Annotated in this window: 27 protein-coding genes, 1 tRNA gene and 1 pseudogene; 8 read left to right on the plus strand and 21 right to left on the minus strand. The window is 61.4% G+C overall.

The window, feature by feature from the left end:
• Window positions 1-120: 120 nt before the first annotated feature.
• The 4 genes and pseudogenes from B9A31_RS12250 to B9A31_RS12260 all read left to right on the plus strand — a co-directional run bounded on the left by B9A31_RS12250 (window position 121) and on the right by B9A31_RS12260 (window position 4,657).
• Window positions 121-1,473, plus strand: a complete 1,353-nt coding sequence (locus tag B9A31_RS12250) for an APC family permease (protein ID WP_025753911.1) — start codon at window positions 121-123, stop codon at window positions 1,471-1,473.
• A 285-nt stretch (window positions 1,474-1,758) separates the two neighbouring features.
• Window positions 1,759-2,748, plus strand: a pseudogene (locus B9A31_RS27725) (HAMP domain-containing protein); the annotation flags it as partial.
• Window positions 2,749-2,850: 102 nt separating this feature from the next.
• The gene (locus B9A31_RS27730) at window positions 2,851-3,606 is read left to right on the plus strand and encodes a methyl-accepting chemotaxis protein (protein WP_371851089.1); all 756 of its coding nucleotides are present in this window, start codon (window positions 2,851-2,853) and stop codon (window positions 3,604-3,606) included.
• A 91-nt stretch (window positions 3,607-3,697) separates the two neighbouring features.
• Complete coding sequence (locus tag B9A31_RS12260) at window positions 3,698-4,657, plus strand: cation diffusion facilitator family transporter (protein ID WP_019098473.1); 960 nt, start codon at window positions 3,698-3,700, stop codon at window positions 4,655-4,657.
• A 75-nt stretch (window positions 4,658-4,732) separates the two neighbouring features.
• Here the strand turns inward: B9A31_RS12260 and B9A31_RS12265 are convergent.
• The 18 genes from B9A31_RS12265 to B9A31_RS12350 form a co-directional block, all read right to left on the minus strand.
• Window positions 4,733-4,808, minus strand: a tRNA-Lys gene (locus B9A31_RS12265).
• Window positions 4,809-4,871: 63 nt separating this feature from the next.
• Complete coding sequence (queC, locus tag B9A31_RS12270) at window positions 4,872-5,546, minus strand: 7-cyano-7-deazaguanine synthase QueC (RefSeq protein WP_256576197.1); 675 nt, start codon at window positions 5,544-5,546, stop codon at window positions 4,872-4,874.
• Between the two features lie 17 nt (window positions 5,547-5,563).
• Window positions 5,564-6,211, minus strand: a complete 648-nt coding sequence (gene queE / locus B9A31_RS12275; protein ID WP_016711990.1) for a 7-carboxy-7-deazaguanine synthase QueE — start codon at window positions 6,209-6,211, stop codon at window positions 5,564-5,566.
• 168 nt (window positions 6,212-6,379) lie between these two features.
• Window positions 6,380-7,186 carry a tol-pal system protein YbgF gene (ybgF, locus tag B9A31_RS12280; RefSeq protein WP_016711991.1) on the minus strand — a complete coding sequence of 269 codons (807 nt, stop codon included), beginning with the start codon at window positions 7,184-7,186 and terminating at the stop codon, window positions 6,380-6,382.
• A 6-nt stretch (window positions 7,187-7,192) separates the two neighbouring features.
• Window positions 7,193-7,693: a peptidoglycan-associated lipoprotein Pal gene (gene pal, locus B9A31_RS12285; protein WP_003254755.1), complete on the minus strand. Its 501-nt coding sequence runs from the start codon at window positions 7,691-7,693 to the stop codon at window positions 7,193-7,195.
• 54 nt (window positions 7,694-7,747) lie between these two features.
• Window positions 7,748-9,019, minus strand: a complete 1,272-nt coding sequence (gene tolB / locus B9A31_RS12290) for a Tol-Pal system beta propeller repeat protein TolB (RefSeq protein ID WP_019098470.1) — start codon at window positions 9,017-9,019, stop codon at window positions 7,748-7,750.
• 26 nt (window positions 9,020-9,045) lie between these two features.
• On the minus strand, window positions 9,046-10,164 hold the full coding sequence (gene tolA / locus B9A31_RS12295) for a cell envelope integrity protein TolA (RefSeq protein ID WP_084297024.1): 1,119 nt from the start codon (window positions 10,162-10,164) through the stop codon (window positions 9,046-9,048).
• On the minus strand, window positions 10,164-10,616 hold the full coding sequence (tolR, locus tag B9A31_RS12300; protein WP_003254760.1) for a protein TolR: 453 nt from the start codon (window positions 10,614-10,616) through the stop codon (window positions 10,164-10,166). Before tolR ends, tolA begins: the two co-directional genes overlap by 1 nt.
• Before the next feature lie 14 nt (window positions 10,617-10,630).
• Window positions 10,631-11,326, minus strand: a complete 696-nt coding sequence (tolQ, locus tag B9A31_RS12305) for a protein TolQ (RefSeq protein ID WP_010952367.1) — start codon at window positions 11,324-11,326, stop codon at window positions 10,631-10,633.
• 2 nt (window positions 11,327-11,328) lie between these two features.
• Complete coding sequence (gene ybgC, locus B9A31_RS12310) at window positions 11,329-11,781, minus strand: tol-pal system-associated acyl-CoA thioesterase (RefSeq protein ID WP_016711994.1); 453 nt, start codon at window positions 11,779-11,781, stop codon at window positions 11,329-11,331.
• Between the two features lie 125 nt (window positions 11,782-11,906).
• On the minus strand, window positions 11,907-12,953 hold the full coding sequence (gene ruvB / locus B9A31_RS12315) for a Holliday junction branch migration DNA helicase RuvB (protein ID WP_019098466.1): 1,047 nt from the start codon (window positions 12,951-12,953) through the stop codon (window positions 11,907-11,909).
• Entirely contained in the window at window positions 12,950-13,567 is a 618-nt protein-coding gene (gene ruvA / locus B9A31_RS12320) for a Holliday junction branch migration protein RuvA (protein ID WP_019098465.1), read from the minus strand. The genes ruvB and ruvA overlap by 4 nt, the downstream gene beginning before the upstream one ends.
• A 109-nt stretch (window positions 13,568-13,676) precedes the next feature.
• Window positions 13,677-14,201: a crossover junction endodeoxyribonuclease RuvC gene (gene ruvC, locus B9A31_RS12325; RefSeq protein ID WP_003254769.1), complete on the minus strand. Its 525-nt coding sequence runs from the start codon at window positions 14,199-14,201 to the stop codon at window positions 13,677-13,679.
• A 121-nt stretch (window positions 14,202-14,322) separates the two neighbouring features.
• Window positions 14,323-15,069: a YebC/PmpR family DNA-binding transcriptional regulator gene (locus tag B9A31_RS12330; RefSeq protein ID WP_016711997.1), complete on the minus strand. Its 747-nt coding sequence runs from the start codon at window positions 15,067-15,069 to the stop codon at window positions 14,323-14,325.
• Between the two features lie 113 nt (window positions 15,070-15,182).
• Entirely contained in the window at window positions 15,183-16,958 is a 1,776-nt protein-coding gene (gene aspS, locus B9A31_RS12335; RefSeq protein WP_019098464.1) for an aspartate--tRNA ligase, read from the minus strand.
• A 93-nt stretch (window positions 16,959-17,051) separates the two neighbouring features.
• A complete protein-coding gene (locus tag B9A31_RS12340; protein WP_003254776.1) occupies window positions 17,052-17,273 on the minus strand; it encodes an FmdB family zinc ribbon protein in 222 nt (73 codons plus the stop codon).
• A 92-nt stretch (window positions 17,274-17,365) separates the two neighbouring features.
• Window positions 17,366-17,695 carry a ribbon-helix-helix domain-containing protein gene (locus B9A31_RS12345; RefSeq protein WP_019098463.1) on the minus strand — a complete coding sequence of 110 codons (330 nt, stop codon included), beginning with the start codon at window positions 17,693-17,695 and terminating at the stop codon, window positions 17,366-17,368.
• Window positions 17,696-17,865: 170 nt separating this feature from the next.
• Window positions 17,866-18,339, minus strand: a complete 474-nt coding sequence (locus tag B9A31_RS12350; RefSeq protein WP_003254783.1) for a Dps family protein — start codon at window positions 18,337-18,339, stop codon at window positions 17,866-17,868.
• A 281-nt stretch (window positions 18,340-18,620) separates the two neighbouring features.
• Here B9A31_RS12350 and B9A31_RS27630 point away from each other — a divergent pair, with 281 nt between their 5' ends.
• Entirely contained in the window at window positions 18,621-19,214 is a 594-nt protein-coding gene (locus B9A31_RS27630; protein ID WP_019098462.1) for a cold-shock protein, read from the plus strand.
• A 60-nt stretch (window positions 19,215-19,274) separates the two neighbouring features.
• On the opposite strand, the gene B9A31_RS12360 is transcribed toward B9A31_RS27630, so the two are convergent.
• Window positions 19,275-19,481 (minus strand): SlyX family protein, encoded by a 207-nt coding sequence (locus tag B9A31_RS12360; RefSeq protein WP_016712002.1) that lies wholly within the window; start codon window positions 19,479-19,481, stop codon window positions 19,275-19,277.
• 1 nt (window position 19,482) lies between these two features.
• Window positions 19,483-19,902: an HIT family protein gene (locus B9A31_RS12365; protein WP_084297025.1), complete on the minus strand. Its 420-nt coding sequence runs from the start codon at window positions 19,900-19,902 to the stop codon at window positions 19,483-19,485.
• Between the two features lie 690 nt (window positions 19,903-20,592).
• On the opposite strand from B9A31_RS12365, the gene B9A31_RS12370 reads away from it, so the two are divergent.
• The 3 genes from B9A31_RS12370 (at window position 20,593) to B9A31_RS12380 (ending at window position 24,720) form a co-directional block, all read left to right on the plus strand.
• Window positions 20,593-21,873 carry an OprD family porin gene (locus tag B9A31_RS12370; RefSeq protein ID WP_019098460.1) on the plus strand — a complete coding sequence of 427 codons (1,281 nt, stop codon included), beginning with the start codon at window positions 20,593-20,595 and terminating at the stop codon, window positions 21,871-21,873.
• 160 nt (window positions 21,874-22,033) lie between these two features.
• Window positions 22,034-23,749: a proline--tRNA ligase gene (locus B9A31_RS12375; RefSeq protein ID WP_016712005.1), complete on the plus strand. Its 1,716-nt coding sequence runs from the start codon at window positions 22,034-22,036 to the stop codon at window positions 23,747-23,749.
• Window positions 23,750-23,769: 20 nt separating this feature from the next.
• Complete coding sequence (locus tag B9A31_RS12380) at window positions 23,770-24,720, plus strand: hypothetical protein (protein ID WP_016712006.1); 951 nt, start codon at window positions 23,770-23,772, stop codon at window positions 24,718-24,720.
• A gap of 40 nt (window positions 24,721-24,760) precedes the next feature.
• Here B9A31_RS12380 and dinB read toward each other — a convergent pair whose 3' ends face one another.
• Complete coding sequence (gene dinB, locus B9A31_RS12385) at window positions 24,761-25,819, minus strand: DNA polymerase IV (RefSeq protein WP_161990213.1); 1,059 nt, start codon at window positions 25,817-25,819, stop codon at window positions 24,761-24,763.
• Between the last annotated feature and the right edge of the window lie 144 nt (window positions 25,820-25,963).

Consider the following 25,963-nt stretch of genomic DNA (forward strand, 5'->3'; position numbering starts at 1 on the left):
CCGCGCCTTCCGCCGCTCCAACATAAAAGGTGAACAACATGGAGCCCACCCGCTCGCCCTTGCCGCATGCGCAATACACCGTGCCCGCCGTTTACGCCCAGCAGCAGGAGCCATGCCAGCATGCAGCATGACCACAGCGCTACCGGCAACGGCCAACTTCGCAAAACCCTGCGTCTCTGGCATGTGATCATCATCGGCCTGGCCTACCTGACACCGATGACCGTGTTCGACACCTTCGGCATCGTCAGCGGGATTACCGCCGGCCACGTACCCAGCGCCTACATCCTGGCGCTGGCCGGCATCCTGTTCACCGCCGTGAGCTATGGCACCCTGGTAAAGCGCTTCCCGCAGTCAGGCTCGGCCTACACCTACACCCAACGCGCCATCAACCCGCATGTAGGCTTTCTGGTCGGCTGGTCGTCGCTGCTGGATTACCTGCTGCTGCCGATGGTCAACGCGTTGCTGGCCAAGCTTTACCTCTCGGCCATGTTCCCGGAAGTACCAGAGTGGATGTGGGTGGCCGGCTTCGTCACCCTGATCAGCCTGATCAACATGCGCAGCGTGAACCTGGTGGCGCACTTCAACCTGTTGTTCGTGGGCGTGCAGGTAGCGATCATCGCGGTGTTCATCTACCTGTGCGTGCGCGGCCTGGACCACGGTGAAGGGCTGGGTACCGCCTGGAGCCTGGTCCCCTTCGGCGACAGCCAGACCCAGTTCAGCGCCCTGGCCGCTGGCGCGACCATCCTGTGCTTCTCGTTCCTGGGCTTTGACGCGGTTACCTGCCTGTCCGAGGAAACCCGCGATCCGAGCAAGACCATCCCACGTGCCATTTTCCTCACTGCGCTGATCGGCGGCGTGGTGTTCATCACCGTGTCGTACTTCATCCAGGCTTATTTCCCGACCATGGCGCGCTTCCACGACCATGAAGCGGCCCTGCCGGAAATCGCCCTGTACGTGGGTGGCAAACTGTTCCAGTCGATTTTCATCGCCTGTACCGTGATCAACACCATCGCCTCTGGCCTGGCCTCGCAAACCAGCGTGTCGCGCCTGCTGTACGTGATGGGCCGCGACAACGTGATCCCGGCCAGCGTCTTCGCCCGCCTGCATTCACGCTACAAGACGCCCGTGCTGAACATTGCGGTAGTGGGGCTGATTTCGCTGTCGGCAATCTTCTTCGACCTGGTGACCGCCACCTCGATCATCAACTTCGGCGCCCTGGTCGCGTTCAGCTTCGTCAACCTGTCGGTGATCAACCACTGCTACCTGCGCGAAGGCAACCGCAAAGGCCTGGCCAACCAGCTGAAATACCTGGTACTGCCGACCGTCGGCTTCTGCATCATCGTCTCGCTGTGGCTGGACCTGAATGCGCATTCGCTGATGTTTGGCGGCATCTGGGCTGCGCTCGGGCTGTTCTACCTGGGCTGGCTGACCAAAGCCTTCCGGTCGGCACCGCCCAACTACGTCGCCGAATGACCCACGCTGCCAACAACGCCCGCGCCTGACCGCGGGCGTTGTACTTGCTCGAAAAGGAAAGCCCTCATGCCGCTGCGTCGCCTCTCCATCCAATGGAAGATCACCCTGCTCGCCGGCTTGTGCCTGCTGGCCATCGTCGCCTTGCTGGTGGCCACATCGCTGACCCAGGCACAACGCAGTGCCGCGCTGGTCAACCAGGCCAACACCGCCATGCTCGACAGCAGCGCCCGCCAGCGCCTGCAGGCCCATGCCGAAACCCAGGCCCTGCGTATCCAGCGCTACTTCATGGACGCTTACCAGTACGGCAATGGCTTTGCCCGCCTGGTACAAGTTCTGAAAGCCCGTGGCGGCAGTGACCTGCGCGCCGAGCTGACCCGCCAGGCGCGTGCCAGCCTGGCCGGCAACCCGGACGTGATCGGCCTGTACCTCGTGTTCCGGCCCAACGCGCTGGATCAGCAGGACAGCCAGTTCGTCGGCCAGGATGCCGCAGGCAGCAACGACAGCGGGCGCTTCTCGCTGTACTGGTCGCAGCCCAGCCCCGGCGCACTGGAACGTGAGGCCATGCCGGAATCGATGCTCGGCGACGCCAGCATCGGCAGCAACGGCGCGGCGAAGAACCGCTGGCTGACCTGCCCGCAGGACACTGCCAAAACGTGCATGCTCGAGCCGTATCTGGACGACGTCAACGGCCGCCAGGTGCTGATGACCAGCATCGCCCTGCCGCTGCTGGAGCACGGCAAGGTAATCGGCGTGGTGGGCCTGGACATTGGCCTTGCCAACCTCCAGCAACTGAGCGTGGAGGGCCGCCGCGAACTGTTCGATGGCCAGGGCCAGGTGAGTATCGCCAGCGCTGCCGGCCTGCTGGCAGGCAACAGCCGCGACGACAGCGCGCTCGGCCAGCCCATGGACAAGGCGGTAGCCGACGGCCTGCTGCGCGTGGCCCACCCCTTCACGCCTATCCCTGACGCAGCCCCGTGGCAGGTTTTGCTGGAGCTGCCGGAAAGCGTGCTGCAGGCACCCGCCGTGGCCCTCAATCAACGCCTGGACGCACACAACCAAAGCGCCAACCTCACCAGCCTGCTGATCGGCCTTGGCGCGGCGGTGGTGGGTTTGCTGCTGGTATGGCTGACCGCACGCGGCGTTACCCGGCCCATCCTGGCCGTGGCTGCGCGCCTGAAAGACATCGCCAGCGGCGAAGGCGACCTGACCCGCCGCCTGGAATACGCCCGCGACGACGAACTGGGCCAGCTCACGGGGTGGTTCAACCGCTTCCTCGACAAGCTGCAGCCGATCATCGCCCAGGTCAAAGGCTCGTTGCTGGAGGCCCGCAGCACCGCCGACCAGTCAGCCGCCATTGCCAGCCAGACCAGCAACGGCATGCAACAGCAGCACCGCGAAATCGAGCAGGTGGCCACGGCTGCCAACGAGATGAGCGCCACCGCCCTGGATGTCGCCCACAACGCCTCGCAGGCGGCTCAGGCCGCGCGCGCCGCCGACCAGGCCAGCCGCGAAGGCCTGCAGCTGATCGACAGCACCCGCCAGGGCATCGACCGCCTGGCTGCCGGCATGGACATCGCCATGGACGAGGCACGTGCCCTGCAAGACCGCAGCGGGCAGATCGGTACGGTGCTGGAAGTGATCCGCACCATCGCCGAGCAGACCAACCTGCTGGCGCTGAATGCCGCCATCGAAGCGGCCCGTGCTGGCGAGGCCGGGCGCGGTTTTGCCGTGGTCGCCGATGAAGTACGCGGGCTGGCCCAGCGCACGCAGGTGTCGGTGGAGGAGATTCGCCAGGTCATCGAAGGCTTGCAGCAAGGCACCCAGGATGTCGTGGGCGCCATGCACGAGGGCCAGCGCCAGGCACAGGACAGCGCAACGCGCATGGAACAGGCGCTACCGGCACTGCAGCGCATTGGCGAAGCGGTGACCGTGATCAGCGACATGAACCTGCAGATTGCCTCGGCCGCGGAAGAACAGAGCGCGGTGGCTGAGGAAGTGAACCGCAACGTAGCCGGCATTCGGGATGTGACCGAGTCGCTGGCGGGCCAGGCCGACGAATCGGCCCGCATCAGCCAGGCACTGAACCGGCTGGCCAATCAACAACAGGCGCTGATGGAGCAATTCCGCGTCTAGCCTATAAGGGCCAATGCGCCTTCTTCGCGGGCTTGCCCGCGAAGAGGCCCCTGCAGACACCACAGCATTATCGTTTTCCAGAGCACAATTCATGCAAACCGCAACCCGATCCACCTTTTTCGACATCACCAGCGAACAGGGCCTGTTACGCACCTCGATTGCCGTCACCCTGTTCATCGCCAGCATCGGTATCGCCTTCGGCGTGGCCTCTGGCTCCTACTCCATCGTCTTCGACGGCGTCTATTCGCTGGTCGATGCCAGCATGAGTGGCCTGTCGCTCGTTGTGGTCAAACTGATCACCTCGCACACCACCAGCGTGCAGATGTCACGCAAGCTGCGCGAGCGCTTCACCATGGGTTTCTGGCACCTGGAACCCATGGTGCTGGCACTGAACGGCATTCTGCTGAGCGGCGTGGCCATCTACGCACTGATCAACGCCGTCAGCAGCCTGCTGCAAGGCGGCCGTCACCTCGAATTCGGCATTGCCATGATCTATGCGGTGCTGACCGTGATCACCTGCGTGACCATCGCCGTGATCGAAGCCCGCGCCAACCGCAAGCTGAAATCAGACTTCGTGCGCATGGACGTCAAGGGCTGGGTGATGTCGGCCAGCATCACCGCCGCGCTGCTGATTGCGTTCTGCTTTGGTTACGCGGTGCAGGGCACGTCGCTGGAGTGGGTATCACCGTACATCGACCCGGCCGTGCTGGCGCTGGTGTGCCTGGTAATCGTGCCGTTGCCGATGTCGGTGGTGCGTCAGGCGCTGTCAGAAATATTTCTGGTCACCCCTGGCGACCTCAAGCTGCACGTGGATGAAGTGGCCAAGGCTTTCGTTGCCCGCCACGGGCTGCAGTCATACCGCGCCTATGTGGCCAAGGTCGGGCGCTCGCGGGAGATCGAGCTGTACTTCATCGTGCCAAAGGCCATGGCGGCGAAGACCATCGATGAATGGGACGCATGGCGCAACGAGATTGGTGATGCCGTCGGTGGCGAAGGGCCGGACCGCTGGCTGACGGTGGTGTTCACCGGGGATCCGGAGTGGGCTGAGTAAGCTGGGAGCGCATGACGCGCTGAGGACGAAAAAGCCCGCGACCGTTGCCGGTAGCGGGCTTTGACGTATTGAGTATGGTGGGTCGTGTAGGATTCGAACCTACGACCAATTGGTTAAAAGCCAACTGCTCTACCAACTGAGCTAACGACCCGTTGGATGGCGCGTATAATACTGATTTCTAACGGGAAATCAACACTTCATCAAAGGTTTTTTGTCAAACATACCGTGTCGGGTCTTCGACACCGGCTGCCTTGAAGCCATCTGCACGCAGGCGGCAGCTGTCACATTTGCCACAGGCACGGCCTTCATCGTCGGCCTGATAGCAGGAAACAGTCAAACTGTAGTCCACACCGCGGGCGATACCAGCCTGCACGATCTGCGCCTTGCTCATGTTCTGCAGCGGCGCCTGAATGCGGAAGCCCTGCCCCTCTACGCCCGCCTTGGTCGCCAGGTTGGCCATACGCTCGAAGGCCTCGACGAACTCGGGGCGGCAATCCGGGTAGCCGGAGTAATCCACGGCATTGACGCCGATAAAGATATCCCGCGCCTCCAGCACTTCCGCCCAACCCAACGCCAGTGACAGAAACACGGTGTTGCGGGCCGGCACGTAGGTGACCGGGATACCTTCACTGGGGGCTTCCGGCACGTCAATGCTGCTGTCGGTCAACGCCGAACCACCAATACCGTCGAGGTTAAGGCCAATCACCTTGTGCTCGACCGCACCCAGGTCGCGAGCCGCGCGTGCGGCTGCGTTCAGCTCGGCACGGTGGCGCTGGCCGTAGTCGAAGCTCATGGTGTAGCAGCTATAGCCTTCTGCTTTGGCCATGGCGACCACGGTGGCGGAGTCCAGGCCGCCGGACAACAGGATTACTGCGCGCTTTTCTGTCATGTGTACTTGCTCCTCAATCAACGTCCGGGTTCGTCGTTCCACAGCAGCTTGTGCAACTGCAACTGGAAGCGTACAGGCAGGTTGTCCGCGACGATCCAGTCTGCCAGGTCGCTGGCATTCACCTGATGGTGGCTCGGCGAGAACAACACCTCGCCGGCACGCTCGGCCAGGTTGTACTGGATCAGCTTGGACACCGCCCAGTCGTAGTCCTCTCGGGAACAGATAACGAACTTGACCTGATCATTGCGGGTCAGCAGCTCGATGTTCTCGTAGCGGTTACGGTGCGACTCCTCAGAGCCCGGGGTCTTCAGGTCGACTACGCGGCTAACGCGCGTGTCGGTGCCAGCGATATCCAGCGCGCCGCTGGTTTCCAGCGACACCTCGTAACCGGCGTCACACAGGCGCTGCAGCAACGGCAAGGCATTCGGCTGGGCCAATGGCTCGCCGCCGGTGACACAGACATAACGGGGCTTGAAGCTGGCAACCTGCTCAAGGATAGAATCGAGGGTGCGAATGGTGCCGCCGGTGAAGGCATAGGCACTGTCGCAGTACTGGCAGCGCAGGGGGCAACCGGTGAGGCGCACGAAAACCGTGGGCAGCCCAGCCGTTCGCGTTTCACCCTGCAAAGAGTAAAAGACTTCGGTGATGCGTAGTGTGTCTTGCATGCTCGCCACGGGCGTGACAGCTAAACAGGCTGTCCGCCTCCGTCAGGCACTGTCGCGGACTCGACATAGCGTTATCCGCAGCAGCGTGTTTACGAAAAAAGGGCATTGATTCTAACGAAAAAACCCGCGACTGGCGCGGGTTTCTTTCGAAAGGTACAGCTACAGCGCTTAGAGCTTCTGCAGGTCACGCTGAGCCAGTTGCGCGGCGGAGGTGCCGGGGTACTGGGTGATGACCTGTTGCAGGATGCCCTTGACCTTGTCGGTGTGCCCCATGCGACGCTCGACATCGGCCAGCTTATAGAGCGAATCCGGCACTTTGCTGTGTTTCGGGTACTTCTGGCTGACCTGGGCAAAGGCCTGGCTGGCACCTTGCAGGTCGCCCTTGGCCAGGTTCACTTCACCCAACCAGTACTGGGCATTGCCGGCGTACTGGCTGTTGGGGTATTTGCGCAGGAAGGCATTGAACGCCTGGCTGGCCTTGTCGAAGTCTTTCTGCTTGATCAGGTCGAAAGCGGCATCGTAGTAGAGCTTTTCTTTCGCCGGATCACCGGGCTCGCTACTGGCGGCCGGTTGTTGCGCAGCAGCACCTGCTGCTGCATCGGGGGCGGCATTGGAAGCACCACCACCGGAGGAATTGTCAGGGGTTGCGGCAGGCGCAGCGCCACTGTTGATGCGACGGTCCAGGTCCTGGTATCGCTCCAGGTTTTCCTGCTTCATGCGCGACACATCGTTTTGCAGCTCTTCGATGATGCCTTGCTGGCGGGAAAGCTGATCCTGCATCTGTTGCAGCTGCATGAACAGCTGGCCCTGTGCAGAGGCAGGGGCCGAAGCCCCCGACCCGGCATAGGCGCCGCTCGTGCCATAACCCGCAGGCGGATAAGCGCCTGCGTTGTCATCTACTACAGGGACCTCAGCCCAGGCCGCGAGCGGCAGGCTGAGTGCGAGGACGGTTACTACACGGCGGCACATACGCATAAGAACTTACTTACGCAGTTCTACGCGACGGTTCTGAGCCCAGGACTGCTCGTCGTTGCCGGTGGCAACTGGACGCTCTTCGCCGTAGGAAACCAGTTCCAGCTGAGCAGGGGAAACGCCCTGCAGAACCAGGTAGCGCTGAACGGCTTTCGCACGACGCTCACCCAGAGCCATGTTGTACTCGCGGGTGCCGCGCTCGTCGGTGTTGCCTTCCAGAACAACGCGGTTGCCGTTGGCTTTCAGGTCCTTGGCGTGAACGTCCAGAGCGCGCATGGCTTCTGGCTTCAGGTCCGAGCTGTCGTATTCGAAGTAGAAGGTGGTGATTGCGCGCAGGGCAGCTTCTTCGCTCAGGGAGCCGTCAACTGCGCCAGTGTTGGCACCGTAGCCAGCGTTCGGGTCTACAGCAGCGCCTTCGCCTGCATTGTCACCGCCCTTCGAGGAGCAACCTACAGCTACGGCCATGGCCAGAGCCAGCGCAGCAAATTTACCAAACTTCAGCATTTCCATCGTGAAACTCCTAATGAAACCCCAGTGTGTTAAGCAAAACGTATTACGCCGCAATCAGTTCAGGTAAGGGGACCAGGACGGTTCTCTGACTTCGCCTTGAGCGGTAGGAAGTGGGAGCCTCACGCGGCCATTAAGCGACACGAGCATCAAGACTCCCCGGCCCTGCTGGCGGGTGGCGTAGATTAGCATGGTGCCGTTGGGCGCAACAGTGGGAGACTCATCAAGACTTGTTTCAGACAGAATCTTTACACTTCCGCGCTGCAAGTCCTGTGCCGCCACTTTAAAGTTGGTAAAGCCCTGTTGGCGATGGATCATCACCAAGGTTTTTTCGTCCGCCGAAAGTTTCGGGTTGGCGTTGTAGTTACCCACGAAGGTTACACGCTCGGCACCACCACCACCGACCGACTGTTTGTAGATCTGCGGTTTGCCGCCACGGTCGGAAGTGAAGTAAAGCGTGTTGCCATCTTTACCCCAGAATGGTTCGGTATTGATACCCGGGCCGGCGGTAACACGGCTGATCTGGCGCGATGCCACGTTCATAACGTAGATGTCCGGGTTGCCGTCTTTCGACAATACGAACGCCAGGCGCGAACCGTCCGGCGACCAGGCTGGCGCACCGTTCAGGCCTTCGAAGTTGGTCACCTGCTCGCGGCGGCCGGTATCGATGTTCTGGATGAAGATGCGCGGGCGCTTCTGCTCGAACGACACATAGGCGATACGCTTGCCATCCGGCGCAAAGCGCGGCGACAGGATCGGCTCACGCGATTGCAGCAGGGTAACTGCACGCGCACCGTCGTAGTCCGAACGCTGCAGGGTGTAGCGGGTGTTGTTGGTGGAGAAACGCTCGGCCGTCACGTACAGCATGCGGGTGGAGAACGCACCCTTGATGCCGGTGAGCTTCTCGAACGACTGGTCGGCAATGTAGTGCGCCATGTCGCGCAACTGGTCGGTGCTACCCGCGACGCTGCCGGTCAGCACTTGCTGCTCGGTAGCGACGTTGAACAGCGCGTACTGCACCTGCAGACGACCGCCTGCCGGCACGATGCTGCCCACCATCACGTACTGTGCACCCAGCGCTTTCCAGTCGCGGAAGATCACTTCGCTGGCCTGCGACGGCTGGCTGATCATGTTCTGCCGCGGAATTGGCGAGTAGTAGCCAGAGTTGCGCAGGTCGTTGCCGATGATATCGGCAATGTCTTCTGGCAACACGCTGCCGCCCTGCAGACCGAACGGCACTACCGCGATCGGGGTTGCCCGGTCGCTGCCGCTGGTGACCAGGATGTTCTTTTCCTCTGCCACAGCCATGCCTGCCACGCAGCACAGCATGACCAGCAGTCCTCTAAGACGTTTAATCACAACGCTAGATCCTCAGGTGTAAATGTCATCTTGAACGAACGATATTGGTTGAAATCGCTCGGCTTCATACCCTGCATCTCGGTCAAACGACCAATGTTCTTCACCGCAGCCACCGCCGAACTGTCGTACGGGCCGTCACCACTGGAACGGGCCACGCTGACACTGGTGATGGTACCGTCCGGCAACATGTTGATCTGCAGGACCACCGTCATGCCCTTGCGCGCGGAAGGCGGACGCGCCCAGCCTTCGGCCGCTCGCATGCGGATCAGGTCGTCGAAGTCGCCGGCCACCTGGTCACCCTGCTCGTCGGCCAGCGCTTGCTGCCGCTCGGTGGTGTCGGACAACAGCTCGGCCAGGGCCTGCGCTTTTTTGTCTTCTGCCGCCTTGCGGGCCGCTTCCTGTGCCTTTTTCTTCTGGGCGTCTGCAGCGGCCTTTTTCTTGGCCTCTTCAGCTGCCTTCTTCTTCGCGTCCTCGGCCGCCGCTTTCTTCTTGGCGTCCTCGGCTGCTTTCTTCTTGGCCTCTTCGGCTGCCTTTTTCTTGGCGTCCTCGGCGGTTTGTTTCTTCGCCTCTTCAGCGGCCTCTTTCTTGGCCTCTTCTTCGGCTTTTTTCTTGGCTTCTTCCTCGGCCTTCTTCTTGGCGATGTCGGCCTGCTGCTTCTCGGCGGCCTTCTTCGCCTCGTCGGCCTTCTTGGCTTCGGCGGCTTTCTTGGCCTCGGCAGCCTTGGCGGCTTCAGCGGCCTTGGCAGCGTCCTCGGCTTTTTTCGCCTCGGCGGCTTCGCGGGCCTCTTCGGCCTTTTGAGCAGCGTCGGCTTTCTTTTGTTCCGCGGCCTTCACGGCCTCCTGCTCGACCTTCTTCTGCTCCAGCTGCTCGACCTCGGTCTGGCGCGAAGCCGTTTTCTTCGCTTCCCCGGCAATCTTCTGATTGGTCTGGGTAGTCGCCTGGCTCTTGGACTTGAGCTGGTACAGGGTAGCCTGAACAATCGGCTTGGATGGCGGCAGCTCAGGCGTCATGGCAAAACTGACGAACAGCAGGGCGAACACCAACACATGCAGGCCGATGGCCCAGACACTGGGCCAGAAGTAGCTTTCCGAGGCGGATGGCTCTCGCTGTTGCATCAGGGCGCCTCGGTAATCAGGCCAACGTTACCGACACCGGCCTTCTGCAACCCGCCCATGGCACCCATGACCGCGCCATAGTCGACAGCCTTGTCGCCACGAATGAACACCTGGGTCTGCTTGCCCTGGTCACGACCGGCAGCAATGATCTTGGTCACGGCGTCGGTCATGGCGGGCAAGGTCATGGCCTTGTCCATCTGCTTGTCGGTATCGACTTCGCTGCCGAGGTTCCAGTAATAGGTTTTATCGGCCTTGATGGAGATGGTGAGGATCTGGACGTTGTTGTCCTGCGGCAAGGCTTCGCTGGAAACCTTGGGCAAGTCGACCTTCACGCCCTGGTTGAGCATGGGCGCCGTCACCATGAAGATGACCAGCAGCACCAGCATCACGTCGATGTAGGGCACCACGTTCATCTCGGCGACGGGCTTGCGTTTGTGGCGAACTCGGGCCATGGGCTTCTACCTGATTACTCTTCGCTGGTGTGCACTTTGCGGTGCAGGATCGCCTGGAACTCGTCGGCGAAGGTGTAGTAACGACCGATCAGCACTTCACTGCGCGCGGCGAAACGGTTGTAGGCGATGACCGCCGGGATTGCCGCGAACAGGCCGATGGCAGTGGCGATCAGCGCTTCGGCGATACCCGGGGCCACGGTGGCCAGGGTGGCCTGCTGGGCGCTGGCCAGGCCACGGAAGGAGTTCATGATGCCCCATACGGTACCGAACAGGCCGATGTACGGGCTGGTCGAACCGACGGTGGCCAGGAATGGCAGGCTCTGCTCGAGTTTTTCTTCCTCGCGCGAAATGGCCACGCGCATGGCACGGCCAACGCCTTCCATGACCGCATCCGGGTCAACACCCGGCTGCTGGCGCAGGCGCGAGAACTCCTTGAAGCCGGCACGGAAAACCTGCTCTACACCGGAGTCCGGGTCTGGGTTGCTGCCTGCCTGGCGGTACAGCTTGGACAGGTCGATGCCCGACCAGAAGCGCTCCTCGAAGGCATCCAGCGCACGACGACCGGCGCGCAGCATGGTGCTGCGCTGGAAGATCATGATCCATGAAGTGACCGAGGCGGCCACCAGGGTCAGCATTACCAGCTGTACCACCACGCTGGCATTGCTGACCAGACTCCACATGGAGGTATGGTCGACGACGTTAGCTTCCACGCTTATTCTCCTGCATTCGATTGATTACCCGAGCCGTCCGCCGCAAAGGCGTCGCGCAGCTGGGGGGGTATGGCTCGGGGTTTGAAAGTGTCGGCGCGCACGGCGGCCACCAGGAACTGCCCTTCGCAAAGCAGCGTTTCATCCTTTTCCCGCCAGACCTGCTGCACGAAACGCAGGCTGGCGCGATTGAGTTCAAGTACTTGCGCGGTTACCCGCAATTCGTCATCCAGCCGCGCCGGCGCGTGATAGCGCGCTTCGCTGGAATGGACCACGAACAGCAGGTTGTCTTCGGCCAGTTGCGACTGGGAAAAGCCCAGGTGCCGCAGGCGTTCGGTGCGCGCGCGCTCCATGAATTTCAGGTAGTTGACGTAATACACCACGCCGCCCGCATCGGTATCTTCGTAATAGACGCGACAACGGTGTGCGAACGGTTCGAGCTGATTTTGCGCGCGCATACTCTAGTGCTTACTCCTCAGCTTGCCAATCCGCTGTGGCAACTGTTTTTTCTTCATTAATGTCTGATTGCCAGCACACCCTGGGCATGCCAGCGGTAGGACCACGAAAAGTCGCATTCGATCTGTCATTCATCACCTGGTTCTGAAAAATCACCGCCCTCCCCCAAGCGCCCGGGAATATTCAGGCCAAAGTGCAGATAGGCATGCCGGGTAACAACGCGGCCGCGCGGCGTGCGCATGATATAGCCCTGCTGGATCAGGTACGGTTCGAGCACATCCTCGATGGTGTGGCGCTCTTCGCTGATCGCCGCCGCCAGGTTGTCCACGCCTACCGGGCCACCATCGAACTTCTCGATCATGGTCAACAGCAGGCGGCGGTCGGAATGGTCGAAACCGCGCTCGTCGACGTCCAGCAGGTTCAGCGCCATGTCGGCCACGGCCTTGGTGATCTGGCCCTTGCCGCGAACCTCGGCGTAGTCGCGCACGCGGCGCAACAGGCGGTTGGCGATACGTGGCGTGCCACGGGCACGACGGGCAATTTCGTAGGCGCCCTGATCTTCGATGACCAGGCCAAGGATGTTCGCCGAACGGCTAACGATGGTGGCCAGGTCTTTGTCGCTGTAGAACTCCAGACGCTGCACGATACCGAAGCGGTCACGCAGCGGGTTGGTGAGCATGCCGGCACGGGTAGTCGCGCCGACCAAGGTAAACGGCGGCAGGTCGAGCTTGATCGAACGGGCGGCCGGGCCTTCGCCGATCATGATGTCGAGCTGGAAGTCCTCCATGGCCGGGTACAGCACCTCTTCGACGACCGGTGACAGCCGGTGGATCTCGTCGATGAACAGGACGTCGTGCGGTTCGAGGTTGGTCAGCATGGCCGCCAGGTCACCTGGACGCTCAAGGATCGGGCCCGAGGTGCTTTTGACCGAAACGCCCATTTCCTGGGCGATGATGTTGGCCAACGTGGTCTTGCCCAACCCGGGCGGTCCAAAGATCAGCGTGTGGTCGAGCGACTCGTTGCGCCCACGAGCGGCCTGGATGAACAGGGCCATCTGCTCGCGCACGACCGGCTGGCCGATGTACTCGTCCAGGCGCAGCGGGCGAATCGCCCGGTCCTGGACTTCTTCACGGTCGCGGCCACTGGCGGCGATCAGGCGGTCGGCTTCGATCACTTGGTAATCATCCCTTTCAGGCTGCGGCGGATCAGTTCTTCACTGCTCAGACCGGCCTTGTCCTTGATCGCGGCGATTGCCTTGCTGGCTTCCTGCGGCTTGTAGCCCAGCGAGACCAGCGCGCTGACCGCATCGGCCTCGGCAGTGGACTCGCTGGCGAGCGGCAATGGCCCATCGGACACCAGGGTGAACATGGCTGGCGAAGTTTCCCAGGCCTTGAAGCGGTCTTTGAGCTCGACCAGCAAGCGTTCGGCGGTTTTTTTGCCGACACCGGGCACGCGCACCAAGGCCGAAGTATCCTGGGCTTGCACGCAACGCACCAGTTCGTCGACTTCGAGGCCGGACATCAGCGCCAACGCCAGCTTCGGGCCCACGCCGTTGAGGCGGATGAGCTCCCGGAACAGCTCGCGCTCGCGCTTTTCGGCAAAGCCATATAGCAGGTGAGCATCTTCGCGCACCACCAGATGAGTGTGCACGGTGACGCTTTCGCCCACCTTGGGCAGACGGTACAGCGTGGTCATGGGAACTTCCAGTTCGTACCCAACGCCGTTGACGTCGATAATCAGGTGCGGCGGCTGTTTTTCCGCCAAGGTGCCGCGCAAACGTCCAATCACGTTCCGATCCTTCCTCTCGGGGAGCCGGTCAAAGACCGCTCAACCCTATCAGCAAATGCAGCGGGTGAACGCATCACCCGAACAAAATGTGTATCAGCGCATGAAGCGCCTACAGACGCAAGCGCCCGCCACGTCGCCGTGCCGTGCTCAGGCCATGCGGTACCAGGCTTGAACGGGTATGCGCATGGCACAAGGCGATGGCCAGCGCATCGGAGGCGTCAATCTGCGGCTTTTGCGTCAATTTCAACAGGTGCATGACCATCATCATCACCTGCTCCTTGTTAGCCCCACCGGTACCGGCTACCGCCTGCTTGACCTGGGTGGCGCTGTATTCGGCGATTTCCAGGCCGGCTTCGGCGGCCGCGACGATGGCCGCACCGCGGGCCTGGCCGAGCTTTAGCGCCGAGTCGGCGTTACGGGCCATGAACACCCGCTCGATGCCCATGGTGACCGGGCCGTGCTGGGCAATGATTTCACTGACACCACGAAAAACGATCTGCAGCCGCTCGTGCAACTCGCCGCTGCCGGTGCGGATACAGCCCGACGCCACGTACTCGCAACCACGGGCGGTTTGGCGTACCACGCCATAGCCGGTGATGCGTGAGCCGGGGTCGATACCAAGAATCAGAGTCATAGTGCCTGTTTGTTCAAAATGTACGGCCCTTTCGCGGGCAAGCCCGCTCCCACAAAGACCGCACGGCCCCTGTGGGAGCGGGCTTGCCCGCGAATAGGCCATCAAGGCCAACGAAAGAACCTTAGCCGAGGTTTTCCATGATCTCATCGGAAATCTGGGCATTGGAGTAGACGTTCTGCACGTCATCCAGGTCTTCGAGCATGTCAATCAGCTTGAGCACCTTTTCGGCACCCTCCTGGTCGAGCTCGGCGCTGGTGGTCGGCTGCATGACGATTTCTGCGTCAGCGGCCTTGAAACCCGCCTCTTCCAGGGCGTTGCGCACGGCATAGAAGCTGTTGAACGAGGTGAACACGTCGAACGAGCCGTCGTCGTTGGCCACAACGTCGTCGGCATCAGCCTCCATCGCTGCTTCCATCAACGCGTCTTCGTCCACGCCCGGCGCAAAGCTGATCTGGCCTTTGCGCTCGAACAGGTAGGCCACCGAACCGTCGGTACCCAGGTTGCCACCACACTTGGTGAAGGCATGACGCACGGCGGCGGCAGTACGGTTGCGGTTGTCGGTCATGGCTTCGACCATGATCGCCACGCCGCCCGGACCGTAACCTTCATAGCTGAGCTCTTCGACGTTATCGCTTTCGTTGGTGCCGGCACCCCGAGCCACGGCGCGATCGATGATGTCGCGGCTCATGTTGGCGCCCAGCGCCTTGTCCAGCGCCAGACGCAGGCGCGGGTTCGATGCCGGGTCAGCACCGCCTTGCTTGGCCGCAACGGTCAGTTCGCGGATCCACTTGGTGAAGATCTTGCCTCTCTTGGCATCCTGGCGCTCTTTGCGGTGCTTGATGTTCGCCCACTTGGAATGACCAGCCATAACGACTCCGAATCCTTTGTTTCACAAACAGCCCCGCCCCTGTACGGGGCGGGACGGAAAAATACCTGCGCCGAAACGCAAAGGCGCATCCATATGGATGCGCCCGGGACTGCTTACTCGACCTTGGTCTGCTCGCGCAGTCGAATGTGCAGCTCGCGCAGGGCCTTGGCGTCGACCATGCCAGGGGCCTGGGTCATGACGCATGCAGCGCTCTGGGTTTTCGGGAAGGCGATCACTTCACGGATCGACTGGGCGCCGGTCATCAGCATGACCAAACGGTCCAGGCCGAAGGCCAGGCCACCGTGAGGCGGAGCGCCGAACTTCAGGGCGTCGAGCAGGAAGCCGAACTTCTCTTCCTGTTCTTCTGCCTCGATACCCAGCAGACGGAATACCGCCTGTTGCATCTCTTTGCGGTGAATACGGATCGAACCGCCACCCAGTTCGGTACCGTTCAGAACCATATCGTAGGCACGCGACAGGGCTGTAGCCGGGTTGGCCTCGAGCTCTTCCGGGGTGCACTTCGGCGCGGTGAACGGGTGGTGCAGCGCGGTGAAGCTGCCGTCTTCGTTTTCTTCGAACATCGGGAAGTCGACGACCCACATCGGCGCCCACTCGCAGGTCAGCAGCTCGAAGTCGTGACCCAAGCGGATACGCAGCGCGCCCAGGGCTTCGCTGACCACCTTGAACTTGTCTGCACCGAAGAACACGATGTCGCCGTCTACGGCACCGACGCGGTCGAGGATGGTGTTGAGGTTGGCCTCAGGGATGTTCTTGACGATCGGCGACTGCAGGCCCTCGACGCCCTTGGCGCGCTCGTTGACCTTGATGTAGGCCAGGCCCTTGGCACCGTAGATGCCGACGAACTTGGTGTACTCGTCGATCTTGCTGCGCGGCATGCTGGCACCGCCAGGCAGGCGCAGGGCGGTCACACGGCACTTAGGATCGTTGGCCGGGCCGGCGAACACTTTGAAGTCGACGTCTTTCAGCTGGTCGGCAACGTCGACCAGTTCCAGCGGGTTACGCAGGTCTGGCTTGTCGGAGCCGTAGCGGCGCATGGCTTCTTCGAAGGTCATGTGCGGGAATTCGCCGAACTCCAGGTCCAGCACTTCCTTGAACAGCTTGCGGATCATGCTTTCGGTCAGGCCCATGATCTCGCTTTCATCGAGGAAGCTGGTCTCGATGTCGATCTGGGTGAATTCCGGCTGACGGTCGGCACGCAGGTCTTCGTCACGGAAGCACTTGGCGATCTGGTAGTAGCGGTCGAAGCCGGCCACCATCAGCAGCTGCTTGAACAGCTGGGGCGACTGCGGCAGGGCGAAGAAGCTACCGGCGTGGGTACGGCTTGGCACCAGGTAGTCACGCGCACCTTCGGGCGTGGCACGGGTGAGGATCGGGGTTTCGACGTCGAGGAAGCCGTTTTCGTCGAGGAAGCGGCGGATGCTGCTGGTGATGCGCGAACGCAGGCGCAGCTTGTCGGCCATTTCCGGGCGACGCAGGTCGATGAAACGGTAGCGCAGGCGGGTTTCTTCGCCAACGTCGGAGTACTCGTTCAGCGGGAACGGCGGGGTTTCCGCTTCGTTGAGCACGTTCAGCTGGTAGCCGAGGATCTCGATGGCGCCGGAGGCCATGTTGGCATTCACCGCACCGTCTGGGCGCTTGCGCACCTTGCCGGTGATCTGCACGACGTATTCGCTGCGCACGCGGTCGGCGGCGGCGAAGGTTTCGGCGCGATCCGGGTCGAACACGACCTGGGCCATGCCTTCGCGGTCACGGATGTCGAGGAAGATCACCCCGCCGTGGTCGCGGCGACGATGGACCCAGCCGCAAAGGGTGACTTCCTGGCCGTCCAGGCTCTCGTTCAGTTGGCCGCAATAATGGCTGCGCATCATGATGGTGGTTTCGCTTCTCGTGATTCGTGTATTCGGTGGAGGCCTTGGCCGCCCGGAGGGCTAATACTGCAAGACCCGGTCACAGCATTCAACTCAGTCGGCCTTGTCGCCGCCTGCCAGATTCTTTTTTGCCCCGGTCTTGAAGTCGGTTTCGTACCAACCATTACCGCTCAGGCGGAAGCCTGGCACCGACAGCAGCTTTTTCAGCGCCGGGGCCTGACAGGCCGGGCAATCGGTCAGCGGCGCGGCGCTGATCTTCTGCAGCACTTCCATGCGGTGCTCGCAGGATGCACATTGATAGTCATAAAGGGGCATGGGTGTCTCTCGTCAACCACAACGCTGGCTGCCGGGGCAGCAAAAAGCGGGATTATATATGGTTAACAGGCACTGCGCAGCCCGCCCGGCGATCAGCGCACACTTGGCGGGTTTTGCAGCCAGGCGACGCAGATGACCCGGATCAGCCCACTGAAGTTACGCACCCCACCCTGGCGCAAGTGCACTTCGCGGTCCACGTAGGACAACACCGCACTGACCGAACAGCGGTTAGCAGCGGCGATACGCTCCAGGATGCCCCAGTAGATGGCCTCCAGACGCAAGCAGGTGGAAAACCCGTTCAACCGCACCGAACGCGACACCGGCTGGATCTGCAACATGTCGAAATCCGCCTTGAACGGATCCATGCACTGCTTTGCCGGCCAGCTCCCCTGCCCAGCCATACGCTTGCTCGCTTGCATCATGCGCCCTACTTCCTCATCACAGGTAACAGGTGACGTATGAAGCGCTGATAGCCGGGCTTGGAGCAGCGGCAAAATCTTCCTGCACAAATACTTAATTTCTTAAACGTGAAGCAGAAACTGCGGGAGCGGGCACGCCCGCTCCCACAGTGTCAGGTGACAGCTTTGGATAACTATTTGCCGTCGAGCAGCACCCGCAGCATCCACGCGGTTTTTTCGTGCACCTGCATGCGCTGGGTCAGCAAGTCGGCAGTAGGTTCGTCACTGACCTTATCCACCACCGGGAAAATGCTGCGCGCCGTGCGCACCACGGCCTCCTGCCCCTGTACCAGCTGGCGGATCATCTCGTCCGCCGGGGGTACACCTTCCTCCTCCTTGATAGACGAGTGCCGCGCATAGAATGCATACGAGCCCGGCGCCGGGAAGCCCAAGGCCCGGATACGCTCGGCGATGGAGTCGACCGCCAGCGCCAGTTCGTTGTACTGCTCTTCGAACATCAGGTGCAGGGTACGGAACGACGGGCCGGTGACGTTCCAGTGAAAGTTATGGGTTTTCAGATACAGCACGTAAGTATCCGACAACAGGCGGGATAGCCCATCGACGATGGACTTGCGATCTTCTTCGCTGATACCGATATCGATTGCCATGAAGCTCCCCTTTCCATAAGGCTTGAGACTCAAGCGGACGGGGACCACTGTAGCAACACTTCGCCCCTGCCGCATGTGACATGGCGCAACACATTGCCCGCCGGGCGGCCTGCGGTTTGAGTAGCCTGCGGCTTTACTGTTAAATAGGCACCGTGCCACCCGTGCGGACTGTCATTGCCGGGTGCATAGGCTGGCCTGCCACGTGTTCGCGCTCTACACCTCATGCGCACCGTGCTGCCCGCTCTTCCTGTGATCGGCCTTATCAACTGTGAGCCAACCCCATGTTCAAGATCGTCCATCTGGTGACGGGCGTGGCAGCCTTGCTGCTATCGCTCATACCCAGCCTGAAAACCGACGCGACACCCTTCCTGCAACAACCTGACGCGGTCTACCTGACACTCCTCGGCCTGCTCAACCTGGTTCTGGCCCCGGTCGTGCCCCTGTACTACCGCGGCGCGCGGCAGCAGTTGCAGCACCTTGCCTGCGCCCTGCTGGTGGTGGCGGTGGTACTGCAAACCCTGACATTGCTGGCCCGCCCGGAAATGGGCAACCTCGCCGCACTGGTCTGCGCGGCACTGGCAGTGGCCCTGCACCTGGCCGTGGGTTTTGCCCGCAGCCCGCGCAGGGCACGCAACAGCCAGCATGCCGCTCAGGATGCCGGCAATCGGGATACCGGCACCGTCAAGTGGTTCAACACGTCGAAAGGCTTTGGCTTCATTTCCCGCGATTCGGGTGATGACATCTTCGTGCACTTTCGCGCCATTCGCGGCGAAGGCCATCGCATTCTGGTCGAAGGCCAGCGCGTTGAGTTCTCGGTGATGCACCGCGACAAGGGCCTGCAGGCCGAAGATGTGGTTGCGGTCACCCGCCGCTGATTGCCACTTCATCCAGAGGCATATTTACCGGCATGCCGGCGAATATGCCTCTGCGATGCATCAATAATGAGGCGGTGGCGCCTCCTCCCCTTCGCTGCCGTACTGGCCGACCATCTCTTCATAACGCTTGATCAGCTCGGCCATCTGCGATTGCAGCCGCTCGATCACCCGCGCCTGCTCGACCACCACGTCATTCAACGCCTGGATAGTGTCATCCTGGAACGCCTGGCGGGTTTCCAGTTCGACAATACGTAACTCCAGCGACATCTCAGGCCTCCTGATAACCAGCAAGTTGCAGCCCACGCAGGCGCTGGCGAATGGCATTCAACTGATCGTCGCTGTAGGCCACCGCCGGGCACTTGCCCCACACCGGTGCCGGCCAGGCAGCATCGTCACGCTGGCGCACAATAACGTGCATATGCAGCTGGCTGACCACGTTGCCCAGGGTGGCCACGTTCATCTTGTCGGCGCCGTAGCTGGCTTTCAGCGCCTCAGCCAACAGGGTTGTTTCCTGCCACAACTGCTGCTGCTCCGCCACTTCAAGCTCGAACATTTCGCTGATGCCGGCGCGCTTGGGCACCAGGATGAACCATGGGTAGTTGGCATCCTTGCTCAGCAGCAACTGGCACAGTGCAAACTCCCCCAGCACCAGGGAATCCTGCTGCAAACGCGAATCGAGGACGAACACGGCATATCTCCTTCAGGCAAAACCAACCCGCTTCAAGCGGAAATCAGGCCTGCAAGGATACCTTGCACACTCCCGGTAACACAGCGCTACTTTTCGCACCAAAATGAGGCCTTCTGTCCACACTCTCCACACCTGTCACCCCACAAACGACTCTGGATGAACAAGTTGCGGTAACACATTGACTTTAATGGCAGCTTTTTAAATTTTAATGATTCTCGACTCCAACACGGGCGCGAGCCGGCTTCACCCCGTGTTTACGGGACTTTCTGACCCTCGGTAGCAGGTTTTGTGAAAATTTCATGAAGTGTTGCGAATTTTGAGCACGCTTGTTGCATTCCCTTCACGCCAAGTCGGCACGACATCTGCAATGGCAGGTGAACGCGACAAATAACAACAGCGGCATTGGTTACCAGGGAGTTCCCCTAACCGAAACCGGTAATTACAGGTTTGTTACGGTGACAGGAACAGCGCTGGCGTTGTACGGCCCTAAACCGGGGCGTGATTTGCGACATGGAAATACCTAAAAGCGACAGGGTGAAAAAGTTCCGAAAAGAGTGCTTATAGCCATATCGCCAACAACAGTCAGCGTGCTATACATTTTCGCCGACATAACAAGAAAGAGCTGCTCCATATAACTAAAACACATGGATGCAGCGGTACTCTTCCTAAAAACCAAAGGAGCAAATCACGATGCGCGTGATGAAGTGGAGCATGATCGCCCTGGCCGTTGCGGCAGGGACCTCGCAGTTGGCAATGGCCTCGGCACAAGACGAGTCCAAAGGTTTCCTCGAAGACAGCAAGCTGAACGTAAAAACCCGCATGCTGTACTTCAGCCGTGACTTCCGTAACAACGACAGCGGCAAGAGCCGCGTCGAAGAAACCGGCCTGGGCTTCCTGGGTACCTTCGAGTCGGGCTTCACCCAAGGCACCGTGGGCTTCGGCGTTGACGCCATCGGCATGCTGGGCCTGAAACTGGACAGCGGCAAAGGCCGCGCCGGCACCGGCCTGTTCCCGACCGGTTCCGACGGCCGTTCGCAAGATGATTACTCCGAAGGCGGCGGTGCAGTTAAACTGCGCGTCTCCAATACCGTGCTGAAGTTCGGCGACCAGTTCACCGCCCTGCCGGTATTAGCCACCGACGACAGCCGACTGCTGCCAGAAGTTGCTGAAGGCGGCCTGATCACCAGCAACGAAATCGATGGCCTGACCCTGCACGCCGGTCACTTCACTGCCCTGAACGCGCAGGCCCAGACTTACCACGACAGCCTGCGCCTGACCGAGGCCAACGTCTTCGGTGGCACCTATGCCATCAACGAAAACCTCAGCACCAGCGTCTACTACTCGCGCATCGAAGATCACTTCCGCAAGTGGTACGGCAACATCAACTGGGCGCTGCCGATCAGCGACAAACAAGGCCTGGTGTTCGACTTCAACATCTATGACACCAAGTCCATCGGCGACAACCTGACCGGCGCCTTCGTCAGCAAGGCTGACGGCAGCAACGAACTGGACAACATCGCAGCCAGCCTCTCGGCCGCCTACAACATTGGCGCCCACACCTTCACCCTGGCTTACCAGAAAGTCAGCGGCGACGGCGACTACGCCTACGGCGTCGACGGTGGCGGCACCATCTTCCTGGCCAACTCCGTTGCCCGCTCCGACTTCAACGCCGAAGACGAGAAGTCCTGGCAGGCTCGCTACGACCTGAACTTCGCCGAATACGGCGTACCTGGCCTGACCTTCATGACCCGCTATGTGCGCGGTTCCGGTGCCACGACCGAAAGCACCAACAACGGTAAGGAATGGGAACGCGACGTAGACGTCAAGTACGTGCTGCAAAGCGGCCCGGCCAAAGACCTGAGCTTGCGCGTACGTCAGGCCACCTACCGTTCCGCCGACGGCGTTTACTACGGTTCGAGCTCGATCGACGAGCTGCGCCTGATCGTGGAGTACCCGCTGAGCATCCTGTAAGCCTGGCTTGCAGTGCCCCGCACCTGAAAAAGCCCGGCGATCACGCCGGGCTTTTTCTTGGCTGACAAGCGTCACGCCCTGGGGCATCCTGTACGCCTTCGTTTCCCACCCGTACAATGCGGGGCTATTTCAACGTCTTAGGCAATCGACACGGCTAACCATGCGCACCAGTCAATATTTGCTCGCCACCCAGAAAGAAACCCCTGCCGACGCAGTGGTCATCAGCCATCAGCTCATGCTGCGTGCCGGCATGATCCGCAAACTGGCCTCCGGCCTGTACACCTGGCTGCCGATGGGCCTGCGGGTAATGCGCAAGGTCGAAGCCGTGGTACGCGAGGAAATGAACGCCGCCGGCGCCCTGGAAGTGCTGATGCCAAGCATTCAGCCCGCCGAGCTGTGGCAGGAGTCCGGCCGTTGGGAACAGTACGGCCCAGAGCTGCTGCGCCTGAAGGATCGCCACCAGCGTGATTTCTGCGTTGGCCCGACCCACGAAGAAGTCATCACCGACCTGGCCCGTAACGAGCTGTCCAGCTATAAACAGCTGCCGCTCAACCTGTACCAGATCCAGACCAAATTCCGTGACGAGATCCGCCCGCGCTTCGGCCTGATGCGTGGCCGCGAGTTCATCATGAAGGACGCCTACTCGTTCCATGCCGACCAGGCTTCCCTGCAGGAAACCTACGACCGCATGCACCAGGCGTACAGCAACGTGTTCACCCGCCTGGGCCTGGACTTCCGCCCAGTGCAGGCCGACACCGGCTCGATCGGTGGCAGCTATTCGCACGAATTCCACGTACTGGCCGAGTCCGGCGAAGACGACGTGATCTTCAGCGACAGCTCCGACTACGCCGCCAACATCGAGAAGGCCGAGGCCATTCCGCGTGAAACCGTGCGCCCTGCCCCTACCGAGGAGCTGCGCCTGGTCGACACGCCAAACGCCAAAACCATCGCCCAGCTGGTGGAAAACTACGGCCTGGCCATCGAGAAAACCGTCAAGACCCTGATCGTGCGCGGCGCCGAAGAAGGCAAGCTGATTGCCCTGGTCGTTCGTGGCGACCACGAGCTGAACGAAATCAAGGCCACCAAGCTGGAACAGGTTGCCGACCCACTGGTCATGGCCACCGAAGCCGAACTGCGCGACGCCATCGGCGCCGGTGCCGGCTCGCTCGGCCCGCTGAACCTGCCACTGGAGTGCATCATCGACCGTTCGGTTGCCCTGATGAGCGACTTCGGCATCGGCGCCAACATCGACGACAAGCATTACTTCGGCGTGAACTGGGAGCGTGACCTGCCAGTCCCTCAGGTGGCCGACCTGCGCAATGTGGTCGAAGGCGACCCAAGCCCGGACGGCCAGGGTACCCTGGTGATCAAGCGCGGCATCGAAGTGGGCCACATCTTCCAGCTGGGCACCAAGTACAGCGAAGCGCTGAAGTGCCAGGTACTGGGCGAGAACGGCAAGCCGGTAACCCTGTCCATGGGCTGCTACGGCATCGGCGTGTCCCGCGTGGTCGCCGCTGCCATCGAGCAGAGCTATGACGACAAAGGCATCATCTGGAACGACGCCCTGGCCCCGTTCCAGATCGCTCTGGTACCGCTGCGCTACGAAACCGACGTGGTCCGCGAGGCAACCGACAAGCTGTATGCCGAACTGACCGCCGCCGGCTTTGAAGTGCTGCTGGACGACCGCGACAAGAAAACCAGCCCAGGCATCAAGTTTGCCGACATGGAGCTGATCGGTATCCCGCACCGCATCGTCGTCAGCGATCGCGGCCTGGCCGAAGGCAACCTTGAGTACAAGCACCGCACCGAGCAAGACGCCCAGGCGTTGCCGCTCAATGAAGTGCTGAGCTTCCTGCAGGCCCGCGTTCGCCGCTGATAACCAATGCACGAGTGATCATGTTCAAGCGAAGTACCTTTACCCTGGGGGGCGCCGCACTGTGCGGCGCCCTGCTCGTCAGCGGCTGCGCCAACCAGATGTCCCAGCGCAGCGACCATGAGGAGCGCGTCGAGCGCAAATTGCTCGAGCACACCCTGCAGATCGATGTCGGCGAGCCGAAGGTGATGGAGCTTCCGCAACGACGTGTGCGTGTGCATGAACAGAAGCGCTTCGAAGTCACCGAGTTCGAAGTTACCCGTCGTTACGACCGCTACACGCCGTACCAGCCCTGGCGCGAGATCTACGAGATCCCGCTGGGTGCCGTGGCCGTGGTGGCGGGCGTCGGGGCCAACGTGGTCAACGTCTTCGCCTTGGGCAACCTGCCGGAAAGCATCACTCATGACTGGCTCAGCTACGGCGTGGACGGGCTCAACCCGTTCATGAACGTGCCGTCCAACGGCCGCGCCCAGCAGAACCTGGCCGGGATCAGCGAGGTGCAGAAAGGCAAGCGCGAGGAATCGACCAGCGTGCCCTGGAGCGAACGCCTGGTCGAGGTCAAGGCTGGCAAGATGACCCACGAACTGACTACCGACAGGAACGGCGTGCTACGCCTGAACCTGCTCGACAGCCCGTTCTCGGAGCAGAACCTCAACCACATCGGCACCCTGCACCTGCAGGTACTCGACGAGGACAACGCGGTGCGTGGCGATGCCAGCCTGCTGGTCAGCGCCACCCTGCGCAACAAGCTGCTCGAAGCCCATGAGCTGATCTTCGACGACCTCGAAGATGACGATGTCGGCCAATGGGTCCACCGGGTCAAGCGCCTGTCCGAGCTGGGCCTTGAAGAAGAAGCCAGTGAAATGGAACAAAGCCTGATCGAGCTGACCCGCAACGATCCGGAGCTGCAGCAGGAGTTTCTACAGTCGCTGACCAAGGCCACTGGCCGGTTGGTGGCTGACCCTGGACTGTAGGAGCGAGCTTGCTCGCGATGGGCCGCATATGCGGCCCTTTTTATTCAGGTACAAACAATTCCAACTGCTCATGCGCCCCGCGCAAATCGCGCAACCTCACCCCCACCCCCAGCAAGCGTACCGGTTTGCCTCCACGGGCGAACGCCTGCCCCAGCAACTGTCGATAGCTTTCCAGGTCCCTGCCCGCGCCGGCCTGCTCCAGGGTTGTCTGGCTGAAGTCATGGAACTTGACCTTGACGAAGGGTTTGTCCGGCCGGTAACTGCTGTCCATGCGGGCGATGCGTTCATTCAGGCTTTCCAGCAGCTCAGGCAGCCGAGCCAGGCAGCTGGCCAGGTCTGGAAGGTCGGTGTCGTAGGTGTTTTCCACACTCACCGACTGTCGACGGCTGTCGTTGTGCACCGCACGTTCGTCGATCCCCCGCGCAAGCCCCCACAAGCGCTCGCCAAAACTGCCAAACTCGCGCACCAGCGCCAGGCGCGACCATTCGCGCAGTTCCAGACAGGTTTCAATACCCAGCCGTGCCAGTTTGTCTGCCGTCACCTTGCCCACCCCGTGCAACCTGGCCACCGGCAAGGCAGCCACGAACGCCTCCACTTCACCTGGGGTAATCACGAACAGGCCATTGGGCTTGCGCCAGTCGCTGGCAATCTTGGCCAGGAACTTGTTCGGCGCCACCCCCGCCGATACGGTGATATGCAAGGTACGGGCGACCCGCCGGCGAATATCCTCGGCAATACGCGTGGCGCTGCCCGAGTACCAATGGCTATCGCTCACGTCCAGATAGGCTTCGTCCAGCGACAACGGCTCGATCAACTCAGTGTAGTCGCGGAAAATGCCATGGATTTCGCGCGAGGCCTCTCGGTAAGCCTCGAAGCGCGGCTTGACGATCTGCAAGTCGGGACACAGTTTAAGTGCATGGCGCGACGACATGGCCGAGCGCACACCATAGGCACGCGCCTCATAGTTACAGGTGGCGATCACCCCACGGTGGTCGGGTGAACCTCCGACCGCCATGGGGCGCCCCGCCAGACGCGGGTCGTCACGCATCTCGATTGCAGCGTAGAAGCAATCGCAGTCGACGTGGATGATCTTGCGCAAGGACATGGATGGCCGTCAGCACTGTAAATTCATACAGATAGTATCGCATGCACCCTGCCCTGAAACAGCTACCCGCGCCAGCATTCGACAATTGGCCTGAAAGCCGCGCCGCGCCTGAGCTGCATCTTGCCGACGAGTGCTAAG

This window comes from Pseudomonas sp. URIL14HWK12:I5 (assembly GCF_900176445.1).
Lineage (GTDB): Bacteria > Pseudomonadota > Gammaproteobacteria > Pseudomonadales > Pseudomonadaceae > Aquipseudomonas > Aquipseudomonas monteilii.

Bases quoted from the DNA above. Each gene is read 5' to 3' on its own strand.
- B9A31_RS12250 (WP_025753911.1), top strand. From the start codon at position 121: ATGCAGCATGACCACAGCGCTACCGGCAACGGCCAACTTCGCAAAACC.
- B9A31_RS27730 (WP_371851089.1), top strand. From the start codon at position 2,851: ATGCAACAGCAGCACCGCGAAATCGAGCAGGTGGCCACGGCTGCCAAC.
- B9A31_RS12260 (WP_019098473.1), top strand. From the start codon at position 3,698: ATGCAAACCGCAACCCGATCCACCTTTTTCGACATCACCAGCGAACAG.
- queC (WP_256576197.1), bottom strand. From the start codon at position 5,546: ATGACAGAAAAGCGCGCAGTAATCCTGTTGTCCGGCGGCCTGGACTCC.
- queE (WP_016711990.1), bottom strand. From the start codon at position 6,211: ATGCAAGACACACTACGCATCACCGAAGTCTTTTACTCTTTGCAGGGT.
- ybgF (WP_016711991.1), bottom strand. From the start codon at position 7,186: ATGCGTATGTGCCGCCGTGTAGTAACCGTCCTCGCACTCAGCCTGCCG.
- pal (WP_003254755.1), bottom strand. From the start codon at position 7,693: ATGGAAATGCTGAAGTTTGGTAAATTTGCTGCGCTGGCTCTGGCCATG.
- tolB (WP_019098470.1), bottom strand. From the start codon at position 9,019: ATGCTGTGCTGCGTGGCAGGCATGGCTGTGGCAGAGGAAAAGAACATC.
- tolA (WP_084297024.1), bottom strand. From the start codon at position 10,164: ATGCAACAGCGAGAGCCATCCGCCTCGGAAAGCTACTTCTGGCCCAGT.
- tolR (WP_003254760.1), bottom strand. From the start codon at position 10,616: ATGGCCCGAGTTCGCCACAAACGCAAGCCCGTCGCCGAGATGAACGTG.
- ybgC (WP_016711994.1), bottom strand. From the start codon at position 11,781: ATGCGCGCGCAAAATCAGCTCGAACCGTTCGCACACCGTTGTCGCGTC.
- ruvC (WP_003254769.1), bottom strand. From the start codon at position 14,201: ATGACTCTGATTCTTGGTATCGACCCCGGCTCACGCATCACCGGCTAT.
- B9A31_RS12330 (WP_016711997.1), bottom strand. From the start codon at position 15,069: ATGGCTGGTCATTCCAAGTGGGCGAACATCAAGCACCGCAAAGAGCGC.
- aspS (WP_019098464.1), bottom strand. From the start codon at position 16,958: ATGATGCGCAGCCATTATTGCGGCCAACTGAACGAGAGCCTGGACGGC.
- B9A31_RS12340 (WP_003254776.1), bottom strand. From the start codon at position 17,273: ATGCCCCTTTATGACTATCAATGTGCATCCTGCGAGCACCGCATGGAA.
- B9A31_RS12345 (WP_019098463.1), bottom strand. From the start codon at position 17,695: ATGATGCAAGCGAGCAAGCGTATGGCTGGGCAGGGGAGCTGGCCGGCA.
- B9A31_RS12350 (WP_003254783.1), bottom strand. From the start codon at position 18,339: ATGGCAATCGATATCGGTATCAGCGAAGAAGATCGCAAGTCCATCGTC.
- B9A31_RS27630 (WP_019098462.1), top strand. From the start codon at position 18,621: ATGTTCAAGATCGTCCATCTGGTGACGGGCGTGGCAGCCTTGCTGCTA.
- B9A31_RS12360 (WP_016712002.1), bottom strand. From the start codon at position 19,481: ATGTCGCTGGAGTTACGTATTGTCGAACTGGAAACCCGCCAGGCGTTC.
- B9A31_RS12370 (WP_019098460.1), top strand. From the start codon at position 20,593: ATGCGCGTGATGAAGTGGAGCATGATCGCCCTGGCCGTTGCGGCAGGG.
- B9A31_RS12375 (WP_016712005.1), top strand. From the start codon at position 22,034: ATGCGCACCAGTCAATATTTGCTCGCCACCCAGAAAGAAACCCCTGCC.
- B9A31_RS12380 (WP_016712006.1), top strand. From the start codon at position 23,770: ATGTTCAAGCGAAGTACCTTTACCCTGGGGGGCGCCGCACTGTGCGGC.